The following is an 11,258-nucleotide window of genomic DNA, read 5'->3' as shown; positions in this document are numbered from 1 at the left end:
GCTTTCCCGCTCAAGGATTGTGCCCGCTGCCACCATGTGAAGGAGATCGTCTACAAGGTCAAGGCAACCGGCACGACTAATTTCAGCCACAAAAAGCACCTGACAAGCACCCCTGACTGCGGGACCTGTCATCCCAAGCTGTTTGCGGCAGGCAAGAACAAGTCGGTAAGCATGGCTGAGATGGAGCGCGGCAAATCCTGCGGCGCCTGCCACAACGGCACCAAGGCCTTTGGCATCGACAAGTGCACCGCCTGCCATCCGACGAGAGACAGGAACTACGCCGTCAAGGGTGCAGGCAATGTGCACTTCAGGCATGGCCAGCATATCGGCAAGTACTCATGCAGCTCATGCCATACGAAACTCTACGGCATCAGCGGCAACCGCTCTGCCAAAGCAGTAAACATGAAGGCGATGGAAAAAGGCAAATCATGCGGTGCGTGTCATGATGGAAAGCAGGCCTTTACGGTGAAGCAAAACTGCGCCACGTGTCATAAAGCAAAGTGAAATTATTTAGACGAGCACCAAAATCCCACGGCGCGAGCTATTCTCGCGCCGTTTCTATTTCAGCCCGGCCCTCACAGGAATTCAAGACATTGCTGGATTAATCTTTCACAGCCATGCTAGGATAGCACCTGCATAGGTACAGTTACACAGCAGATCTGTTTACAGGAAATACTCTGCAGGATTGAATTTCAGTCTCTCCACCCACCTTTTGCAGCACATTACCCCATAAAATTTCCAACCATATTCAAAATCACAGGTACTCAGCCTGCTGCTGTGTATTTATGATTGCCCTTTGAAGGAGTTGTATGCAGATCACATTCGGCATCGATTTTGGAACAAGTAATTCTGCTCTTTCTATCTACAGAAACGGCACTGTAGAAGTCATCCCAATGGACCCCGTCAATGATGACGAACTGCTTCGCTCAGTGCTGTACTTCACCGAAGAAAACGAGATTTTTGCAGGACAAGAGGCCATCAGGAACTATGTGAGTGATGGTGCTGCCGGACGATTCATGCAGTCGATCAAGACCTTTCTCCCCAACACCAATTTTGACAGTACGGAAATATTCGGAAAACGCTATGCCATCGACGATCTGGTTTCCATCATTCTTCGAAAGCTGAAGGCACGAGGCGAGGCGCATGTAGGATGTACCGTTGACAGTGTTGTACTGGGACGGCCGGTGGTATTTTCAACAGATAGCACCAAAGATGCAGTAGCACAGCAACGGCTTGAAAAAGCGGCCCGCAAAGCAGGATTCAAGCGGATCTGGTTTCAGTATGAACCTATCGCAGCTGCTTTGACTTTTGAAGCTACTCTGAAGCCAGGAGAAGAAAGAGTCGTGCTGATAGGGGATTTCGGAGGAGGAACCTCGGATTTCACCATTATCAGGACACTGGGTGGCGCATTTTCACGAGATGACCGAAAGAGCGATGTGCTTTCGCTGGGTGGGGTGTATGTAGCCGGAGATAAATTTGATTCCCAGCTCATGTGGGACAGGGTTGCCCATCACTTCGGGCGGCATGTGAAATACCGGAGCATGGGCAAGGACGAGTGGTTCAGCATCCCGAAGAGCATCATCTACACCCTGTGTCAATGGCACAGAATACCGTTGCTCAGGGCGCGTTCCACCCGTGAACAGATACGGATGATTAAAAGAAGCGCCGACAATCCTCGGGCCATTGAAAATCTGGAAAATATTATCGACGACAACTTTGGGTTTTTTCTTTTTCAAGCCATAGAAAAAGCAAAGTGCGAACTCTCGGAAAGCCGGCAGGCAACCATCCGTTTCAAGGAGCGCGGTCTGTCTATTGAGGAAAATGTCTCCAAAGAAGAATTCGAGGAAATCAACCTCGGCAATCTGCAGCAGATTGCCGCCTGCATAGATGATGTCATAGCACGCTCCGGCCTTGCTCCTTCCCAAATCGACTCGGTCTTCCTGACCGGAGGCACCTCACGGATGCCCTGCATCCAGGCTCTTTTTGCCGACCGTTTCGGACAGGAAAAACTGGAACAGCGCAACAGTTTCACCAGCGTCGTTTATGGCCTTGGTGCCAGCGTGCCGCTGTTCATCTGAGAATTAGGAATTATAAACAAGTGGATAACAGAAGGCTGGGGAAATTATTCCGCAGCCTTCTGTGTATCGAAAAAAATGAGTTTTACAGCACCTTCATCAGGATTGTTGAGACCCCGGAGAGTCCCCTGCTGTCAGTCACCTTTGCAGTAAAAACGTAGCTGCCTGTTTTTGAGGGGATTCCTGATATAACCCCACTGGAAGCGAGCGTCAAACCGGGCGGCAATTCACCACCGGTTAGAGCCCAGGTATATGGCGAGGTGCCACCAGAAGCATTCAACCTGTAGGAATAGGCATATCCTGCCCTGGCGCTGGTGATGGCATAATTAGCCAGCTGGACACTGAAGGACCCGGTTGAGTAAGCACCCAGAGAGTCAGTGACCTTAACAACGCATGAAAAAGTACCGGCTGCAGAGGGAATGCCGCTGAGAGCGCCGGTTGTCGGGTTGAGAGTCAATCCGGCCGGGAGGCTGCCTGATTGCAGGGACCAGAGATAAGGTGATTTTCCTCCGGAAGCTCCCAGATATGTGCTGTAGAGGGAACCAACGACACCAGGCGGAAAATACTTGGTGGCAATGACCACCGGAGTTGCCTGCACCGGGGCTGGCGCAACAGACAAGGTGTAGTTGCGGGTCGTAAAGACACCCTTTGCATCCGAGACTTTGACAGTAAATGCGGCGGTGCCGGCGGCGACCGGAGTGCCGCTGATAGTGCCGCTTGCCCCCAGGGCCAGGCCGCCCGGAAGAAGCCCGGCTGCAACAGACCAGGCATAGGGGGCTGTTCCTCCGCTGGCTGCCAGGGTTTGGCTGTAGGAGGTGCCGGCCATGGAACCTGGCAACGCTGCGGTGGTAATGACAAGTGGGGCTGGGGCAGGTGCTGGAGCAGGTGCATTGCCGATGTTTTCAGCTCCTGCGGGAGAAGTGAGCGAAAAGGTTTCAATACTGCGTGTTGGTGTAAAAGTGGCAGTAAAAATTCCATCACCCGCTGCCAGGTCAGGAGCAATGCCGTCATCCTTAAGAGTAATCACTTCCCCTCCGGATAGATTGACCATTACCGGCCCGGCAGGAGCGGAGCAGTTGATGCTCAGTGCTGAGAGGGTCGCGGGTGTACCGGGCTGCACAACAGCAGGATACTGAATGACTGACAAAACACGGCTGTCCTGGCAGGTTAGCGAGGTAAAGGCATTGATCCGTTTGCCTGTCAGGGTCGCAGCCGCCAGAGAAGTGACATTATCTCCGCCGGAAAGGAGGAGATTTTTGATGCTGCGCCAGTCTGCCGCAGGCCTGCTGGCCTTGATCAGGGCAGCCAGACCGGTCACATGGGGTGTTGCCATGGATGTGCCGGACATGAGTCCATAGCTGCTGTTCGGCTTGGTACTGTAAATATTTGATCCCGGAGCAGCGATACTGACAGTCCGTCGGCCATATTGGGAGAAGGAGGACAGGGAATCGCTAGAGGTGGTGGCTGCTACGGAGATCACATTCGGAAGCTGGTAGTTGGCCGGATAGGTGGCGGTGGTATCATTGTTGCTGGCATTGTTGCCTGCCGCGGCAATGAAAAGGATGTCGCGCTGGGCGTTAATGGCATCAAAGAGTGATCTGGAGAAGCCTCCACCTCCCCAGCTGTTGTTTGTAGCCACGATATTTACACCCGCCGCCTTTTGCTGACGGAAATAGTTGAGGCATTCTATGGCATCTGCCGTTGTGCCGCTACCGGTTGAATCCATGAATTTGCAGGCCATGATCTGGACATTCCAGTTTACTCCGGCCACACCCTGGCCATTATTACCGGTTGCTCCGATGGTCCCGGCGACATGGGTACCATGGCCATTATCATCCAACGGATCATTGCTGCCGGTTATGGCATTATACCCCCTGCCCGGCCACAGATTGGCTTTTAGATCCGGGTGATTGTAATCAATGCCTGTATCGATGACGCCCACCACCACTGATTGGCTGCCGATATTATTATCCCAGGCAGCGGGAGCGCTGATCTTGTTCATGCCCCAGAGGCTGCCATAGGAAGTGTCAGTAGGAATAACCTGGGTATGGACGATGTAGTTCGGTTCAACATACTCGACATCAGGATCAGCCTGAAGTTCACTGATGGCGTCGGCAATGGATTTGCCCGGCTTGATGCGAACCCGCTCCATATCAAGCCCTTTGTAGTGCCTCAGGCGCTGTGATCCATGCCGCTTGTGGAAATCTTCCGTATCAAGGTTTTTCCTTTCTTTTCTGAACTTGACGATTACTTCACCTTCCCTGCGTTCATGCTTCAGGTCATTTTGTGCAGAATAGGCAACCCCTCCCAACAGAAAAACCATAAGCATTATACCTGTAAGACCGCTGATAATTCCCGACACGATAATCCTCCCTGTTTTGTTCATCTGTACTGTTACTTTCGGTTGTTTTTGCGCTCTAACACACCACCACGCCCACGTCATCAGCCTTACCGGAATTTGGACGCAAAAAAGCCGGGGCCGTATATCTTGAAGATATTTCGGCGACCCGGCTGTCTCGGTGAGACCCGTAGGCTTTCCGTCCCATCCTCACGGATGGTTTAGTATTATCGTGTATCTGTGCGGAATCAGGAACAACTGTATCTTCCCGCCACACTTCACGTCAACAAAAGTTACCTTAATGATAGGAGCTGAATCAAACCTGACTTCTCCACCTGTTCCAAGCCCCGAATGCCAGCTGTGAGATCCACTTGCTTGACCAACAGCCCCTCCCGCACTATGATGCCCCTGAAGCAACAGAAATGCGAAACTTATCAGGAGTGGAAAAATGAGTAATTGTCCTTGCGGAAACGACATCACCTATGCCGACTGCTGTCAGCCAATCATCACAGGAGTGCGACCCGCCGAAACAGCTGAACAACTGATGCGGGCACGCTATTCAGCGTATGTGCATGCGGAGATGGATTTTATCTTCGATAGCACCCATCCTGATCACCGTCAGGGCTATGACCATGCCGGAACTCGGGAATGGGCGGAAACATCCGAATGGCACGGTCTGAAGATAATCGACACTGCCAAGGGAGGACCCGATGATAGTATCGGAGAAGTGGAATTTGTTGCCAGTTTCACGGAGAAGGGCACGGCGCGAGAACATCATGAATGTGCCCGGTTCAAACGAAAGGAAGGTAAGTGGTTATTCACTGAGGGAACAATGGTGAAACAGAAACCGCTTGCTGTTGTCAAGGTGGGCCGCAATGATCCCTGCACCTGCGGAAGCGGCCTCAAGCACAAAAAATGCTGTGGCAAGTAGCCTCTGTCAAAACCTGTTGCATGTGATGCAGAAAGGGCGGCCAATCGGCCGCCCTTTGTTGTTACCTCTTTCAAGACTGGCCGGATAGTGGCCCAATGACTAATTCAGGAGCGGGAACCCCGACGTGATAACCCTGGGCATAGGTGAGGTTGATGCCTGAAACCAGTCCCAGGATTTCCGCATTCTCAACATACTCGCCGATGGTCCTGATTCCCAGACCCTGTGCCAAAGTAGCGATACTCTTGACAATGGCCAAATCCACCCCGCCGGGAGCACCCATGCCGCGCACAAATTCCCCTTCCACCTTGATAAAATCCACCGGAAAGCGCTTCAGATACTGGTAGGACGAAAATCCTGCACCAAAATCATCGATGGCAAATTTATAGTTTTCCAGTTTCAGATCCAGCACGAAACGCTCAAGAAGCGTCATGTTTTTGACCGTTTCCCGCTCGGTTATCTCAAAAACAATTGTTGCCGGATCAATTGAATATTCTTTGGTTAATCGCCGTACGGTAGGGATGAACTCATTCAGGATGAGAGCCTTGGGTGAGATATTAATGAACAGCAGTCCTTTATAGCCGCAGGCGCTGGCTTTCTGGAAAGCCTTTTCCATCAGAATATAATCCATCTTGCTGATTACACCCATATTCTCTGCGATGCTGATAAATTCTTCGGCACATACTGTTTTTTCGGGCAGGTTTATCCGCATCAGGACTTCATGGGCCTCAACCATTCCATTGCTGACATTAACGATTGGCTGGAAATAAGGGATGATCAGGCGCTCTTCGATGGCTTTCATGATCATGATATTCTTTTCACTGATCTTGCGGTATACCTCGGCCAGATCTTCGTCAGACGGAAAGGCAATCTGATCCTTGCCCGCCGCTTTGGCCTTGCAGCGCATGTTGTCAGCCATCATGAAAAGCTCTTTGGGTGTTTGAGCATGAGTGGGGAAGAGTGCCATTCCGATGGAAACGGAAGCTTTCAACGCACCGCCGTCAGGGGGGGTAAATATCATATTGGCCAAATCTTCCCTGATCCGCTGTGCAATCATGTAAGCCTGCTGTCCCCTGCTCTCTGGAAGAATTATGGCAAATTCATCGCCTCCATACCGTGCGGAGATATCGCCGCGCCTGAGCACAGCCTTCACAACTTCGCTGACGCCCTGGAGAAGATGATCACCGAAAGCGTAGCCATATGAGTCGTTGATCATTTTGAAGTTATCGATGTCGAGGTGCAAAAGAGCAAAATTGTCATCCGAACGGGTGGATCGGTCGACTTCATTGCCGAGCATTTCCCAGAAGACGCGCTGATTAAAAAGATTGGTGAGAGGATCGCGGGTTGAATAAAATTCCAGTTCTTTTGTGTAGCGATAAATAGCTTTTACCGAACCAACCACATTAAGCAGCGTGGCCAGTATGCTCTCAATCACAAGGGCACGAGCGGGGTATTTCCCCAGTTCAGAAACGACACCGATGCCGACAATGCCGCCAATACGCGGTGCTTCCAGAAACAGTGATTTGGTCTGCAGTTCAATGTCCTCTTCCCGTAACGGCGGGAGAGCGGCCAATGGCAGAGCAACATTATGTATGATATTAACCTGGCCCACCTGTTTAAACCGGGGACTGTTGGCAATCTTTTCACGGATGATGGATTCAAAAGAGGCTTTGGCCTGTGGGCTGGGTGTGTTCCGCCAGAACACCTCCAAATCATAGGATTCTTCGTCAATCATGAACAAAGAGAAGAAGAAATAGGTCTCCATAATGGAATTTATTTCAATAAGGATATGGCTTACATGGGCCTTCCAGTCCCTTACAATCTCGGAAGTAATGATAAAACGCTCCAGAAGTTTGACTTCGAATTCAAGAACATCTTTATCAATTGCCACGTCCCGCAGTTTATCGATGACCTTCTTCATCTCATCAAACATGCTGGTAAATTCTGAAAACCCAAGATTAACATCCTGCAGTTTGAGCTGTCTCAGATCACTTATCCTATTTACCCCCTCGATCCGGCTATGAAGCCCGGTTATGGACCTGCGAACCCTGCCGCTAAATAATCTCGCAAGGATAAAAGAAGCAAAAAGCGGGATCAGTGCCATGCCAACGAGGAACATAATGACCTTGTTGCGGGTTTCCTTTAGTTCCTGCCCGATATCGACTCGTGTGTCGATAACGCCCAGCACCTCCCCACCACGGCTGTTTACATGGCACGACAGACAATCCGCTGAGGCAATGAGTGGGTAACTGAATCTGACAAGAGATCCCGTATGAGAATGAGCTGGAATACCGTTTTTAAATACCGTAGCGACTTGTTCATCCGGCAGAATATCGTAGCTTCGGCCGTTCAACCTGGCGAAGGTCTGACTCTGATAGAGCACGATATTCATATTGGTACCGGCGAAGCTTTTCCGGTTGCTTTCCAGCAATTCCGACACATCCTTCTGCCTGCCCCCTTTTTTCATGATTTGAACAAGGGAATTGAATGTTACGTCGGCAATGGTCTTGGCGTGTTTTTCCGCACGCTTCCCCACGACATCCTCATATCCAAGCATCACCAGAACATAGATAATGACGATCATGAACAGCGTAAGTCCGCATGTGCAGACAATAATAAAGTTAGAAAGTTTCTTCATTTTCGATCCTCATGAGCAGCAGGAGCAGACATTTGTTCAACGTAGGGACGAAACAAGTGCACACATTAAAATATACGTCGACATTTTACAACATCTGCTTTCATGAGAAGGTAAATGTAGCCAATATTCTAAAAGTATGTTTGTAGGTTTGACTGTTTGCCGAGGTTGTTAAGCGATGCAAGAGACTGCAAAGGCGACCGTCAGATCGCCTTTTACAGTCTAGAGATGGATGTGGTCAAAAATGGAGATAAGCAGGAATTATGAGTCATTTCTGTAACTTCTTGATGTGATAGCAAAAAGGCCCATTGAGCCTGAATGGCAAAACGAACCACCGTTTTTCTCACGATCCAATTTTTCTATAATCTCTCCAAGTTCATTGGCAGATTGATCATCAATCTCAATGAATTGCAATCCCACCAAGGTAAAGCTGTAATGTACCACTTTAGTTAAGAGCGTAAGAAATTCTTCGCCCCCTTTATCAAGCAGCAAAATGCAATTATCCCCCGGTCGCAAAGGCTCGGAGGTCTCACCTTGCAGCCTCACCACCGCCCCTGTCCTGGAAATAATTTCAAGCTGCACAGGATACTGGATATTCTTCTGCTGAAGCAGGCCATTGGTTACAAAAATACCCATTAACTTCCTCATGCACACCAGTACCAACCATGAACGATTCACTTTCAGCCAATCTCCCATGACCAGCAGCACTGATTGTGCCATTTATGCATAACTATGAAAAAAATACATAAGCCTTTGAAAATGCTAAGTCTTTCAGCAAGAAAACCTAACAATAAATTCAGCTTGTGCCACTTCCTGTATATTTTTCATATACGATAACTTCTCGGGCTTCTTCTGTCAGACTTTGTATTCTCGGCATAAACATTCGTATTCTTAATGGTTAGTCAAAAATGTTTCCCTTTTCACCTGTATTTTTAAAATATACAGCAGCCCCAAAAAGGATGCGCTTGAATAATTAATATATACACATATTGCAGCAGAACTTTGCTGTCTTAAGCCATAACAGTGCATCAAGCAGGGGGGCTGAACGGAGACGGGGTGTGCCCGGGAACGTATTCTGATCTGTAAAAAGTAGATTGCTGCCGGCAATAAACTAACAGGTTGTTGAAATTCAACTAGCTGTTTTCACTGATTTATGATACTTTTCTGCGCATAATTTACCGTAATCATTGAGGAAAGTTATGCGCGGATACGACAGTCAAACAGAAGCAATATTTGCCTATGTGACACCTGAATCCTTTATCCCCAAGACCCATCCCTTGCGTGCCATACGGACCATGGCCGATGAAGCTCTGAAGGGGATGGATAAGCTCTTTGATAGTATGTACGCTACTACCGGCAGATATTCGATTCCGCCGGAGAAGCTACTGAAAGCGCAATTGCTGATGATTCTGTATTCTATCCGCAGCAACCGGCAGTTGGTGGAGCAGATCCACTACAACTTTCTTTTTCGCTGGTTTCTCGGTATGAGCCTGGAAGAAAAGGTCTGGGACCATTCCAGTTTCTCCACGAATCAGGAACGATTGATCGGTTCAGATGTTGCCTCCGAGTTCCTTTCACGTGTCCTTGCCCAGGCAGAGAGGAAGCATCTACTGTCCCGTGAGCACTTCACCGTTGACGGCACCCTCATCGAAGCATGGGCTTCCATCAAGAGCTTCAAGCCCAAAGATGGCCCGCCATCAGCAGGCGGTGGCAAAAACGAAACCGTGGACTTCAAGGGTAAGAAGCTCAAGAACGATACCCATGCATCCGTCACCGATCCCAATGCCCGGCTCTACCGCAAGGGTAAGACCAAGGAGTCCAAACTCTGCTACCAGGGACATACCTTGATGGAGAACCGCAGCGGCCTGATCGTCAAGACCCAGGTAACCACGGCATCCGGCACCAGCGAGCGTGAAGCGGCCAAGACAATGGTAAAGAAGCTACCTCGCACAACCCGGCGTATCACCTTGGGCGGCGACAAAGGCTACGACACCGCAGACTTCGTCAAGGAACTTCGCAGCCTCAAGATCACGCCGCATGTGGCCCAGAACGACACCAACCGGAAATCGGCCACTGACGGCCGAACAACCAAGCACCCGAACTACGCCGTCAGCCAGAAAATCAGAAAGCGGATCGAAGAAGGATTCGGCTGGATGAAGACCATCGGCAGAATACGTAAGACCATGTACCGTGGCATCGAGAAGATCGGCTGGCAACTTGCCCTTCACGCAGTGGCCTACAACCTGGTACGAATGAAAAACCTGGGCCTTGGTGTCACCTGAGAGGTGGAATTGCCCCCAAGAAGCCTGGAAACATCAACAAAATGAGTTAACAAAGAGCAAAAAAACGAATTCACAGCAACCTGAAGAGCGAAACAAACCCAAAAACCGATTCGAACATCGAACAGGAATCAAATAGGGTCGAAATTCAACGACCTGCTAAGCTGGCTCCAAGTGTAAAGAGTACTTTTTCATCGTGATGCAAAAGAATATATGCTTTTATGTATCAGATATACTGTAAATGAACTGAATTCTGAATGGATAAGACACGGTATCTTGCTCTTATTCCCTATCTATTCAAGAACTTGATTATTAAATTGGATGACTATTTAAATAAAAAATGCGTTCCTTTTTTATTACCAGATACGCATTCCAGGTTTTGCAAATGTCCCTTACTTTAAACATCTTGACTCAAATAGAACAAAGCTGTTATTGTCTCAATAGTTCGATTTCGAACAAAAACAATAAGCTTCAGGAGAAAGAACACACATGGTAAACGGAACAGTAAAATGGTTTAACGACAGCAAGGGTTTTGGATTTCTTGAGCAGGAAAGTGGAGAGGATGTTTTTTGCCATTTTTCAGCTATCGCAGGTGACGGATTCAAATCGCTTGCAGAAGGCGACAGGGTGACGTTTGAAGTAACCAAAGGGCCAAAAGGTCTTCAGGCAGCAAACGTAACAAAAATTTAATTCACTCTTTTCAGCAGCCCCCAAAGACCCCGGGACCACTCGGGGTCTTTTTTTATCGCCCCTTAAAAGGCACTCTTACCTGATCCTAAAGATCAAAACGATTTTCATTCACACAGGAGCGACTTATGGCAAAACCAAATTTTCAATTTCAGAAACGACAAAAAGAATTGGAACGGAAGAAGAAGAATGATGAAAAGCTTCAGCGAAAACTGGCCAAAAATAATTCAGAACCGGAAACCAGCTCTGAGGAATCAGTTGAAGAAGAGACACCGAATGAAATTACAGTGGCTCAACCTGAATAACTCAGTATCTA

The 11,258-nt window shown here is 49.0% G+C and carries 9 protein-coding genes and 1 riboswitch; of the genes, 6 read left to right on the top strand and 3 right to left on the bottom strand.

Annotated elements, in window-relative coordinates; all coding sequences use genetic code 11:
* Together KJB30_RS16105 and KJB30_RS16100 are read left to right on the top strand one after the other, a co-directional pair.
* Positions 1-504 (top strand): cytochrome c3 family protein (locus KJB30_RS16105; RefSeq protein WP_214301231.1); only part of this gene is annotated, 504 nt, incomplete at its 5' end.
* Between the two features lie 305 nt (positions 505-809).
* Complete coding sequence (locus KJB30_RS16100) at positions 810-2,078, top strand: Hsp70 family protein (RefSeq protein ID WP_214301229.1); 1,269 nt, start codon at positions 810-812, stop codon at positions 2,076-2,078.
* Positions 2,079-2,160: 82 nt separating this feature from the next.
* On the opposite strand, the gene KJB30_RS16095 is transcribed toward KJB30_RS16100, so the two are convergent.
* A complete protein-coding gene (locus KJB30_RS16095; RefSeq protein ID WP_214301222.1) occupies positions 2,161-4,437 on the bottom strand; it encodes a S8 family serine peptidase in 2,277 nt (758 codons plus the stop codon).
* 136 nt (positions 4,438-4,573) lie between these two features.
* Positions 4,574-4,649, bottom strand: a riboswitch (cyclic di-GMP riboswitch).
* A 212-nt stretch (positions 4,650-4,861) separates the two neighbouring features.
* Here KJB30_RS16095 and KJB30_RS16090 point away from each other — a divergent pair.
* Positions 4,862-5,344 (top strand): YchJ family protein, encoded by a 483-nt coding sequence (locus tag KJB30_RS16090; protein WP_214301221.1) that lies wholly within the window; start codon positions 4,862-4,864, stop codon positions 5,342-5,344.
* A gap of 70 nt (positions 5,345-5,414) precedes the next feature.
* Here the strand turns inward: KJB30_RS16090 and KJB30_RS16085 are convergent, their stop codons facing one another.
* Both KJB30_RS16085 and KJB30_RS16080 read right to left on the bottom strand, forming a co-directional pair.
* Complete coding sequence (locus KJB30_RS16085; protein ID WP_214301219.1) at positions 5,415-7,979, bottom strand: putative bifunctional diguanylate cyclase/phosphodiesterase; 2,565 nt, start codon at positions 7,977-7,979, stop codon at positions 5,415-5,417.
* A 258-nt stretch (positions 7,980-8,237) separates the two neighbouring features.
* Positions 8,238-8,696 carry a PilZ domain-containing protein gene (locus KJB30_RS16080; RefSeq protein WP_214301217.1) on the bottom strand — a complete coding sequence of 153 codons (459 nt, stop codon included), beginning with the start codon at positions 8,694-8,696 and terminating at the stop codon, positions 8,238-8,240.
* Between the two features lie 479 nt (positions 8,697-9,175).
* On the opposite strand from KJB30_RS16080, the gene KJB30_RS16075 reads away from it, so the two are divergent.
* From KJB30_RS16075 to KJB30_RS16065, 3 genes are all read left to right on the top strand, one after another.
* On the top strand, positions 9,176-10,258 hold the full coding sequence (locus tag KJB30_RS16075; RefSeq protein WP_214301215.1) for an IS5 family transposase: 1,083 nt from the start codon (positions 9,176-9,178) through the stop codon (positions 10,256-10,258).
* Between the two features lie 486 nt (positions 10,259-10,744).
* A complete protein-coding gene (locus KJB30_RS16070; RefSeq protein ID WP_214301213.1) occupies positions 10,745-10,945 on the top strand; it encodes a cold-shock protein in 201 nt (66 codons plus the stop codon).
* A gap of 125 nt (positions 10,946-11,070) precedes the next feature.
* Positions 11,071-11,247: a hypothetical protein gene (locus KJB30_RS16065; protein ID WP_214301211.1), complete on the top strand. Its 177-nt coding sequence runs from the start codon at positions 11,071-11,073 to the stop codon at positions 11,245-11,247.
* Positions 11,248-11,258 lie beyond the last annotated feature (11 nt).

Source organism: Pelotalea chapellei (assembly GCF_018531195.1).
GTDB lineage: Bacteria > Desulfobacterota > Desulfuromonadia > Geobacterales > Pseudopelobacteraceae > Pelotalea > Pelotalea chapellei.
This window is presented reverse-complemented; position numbering and strand designations above follow the sequence as displayed.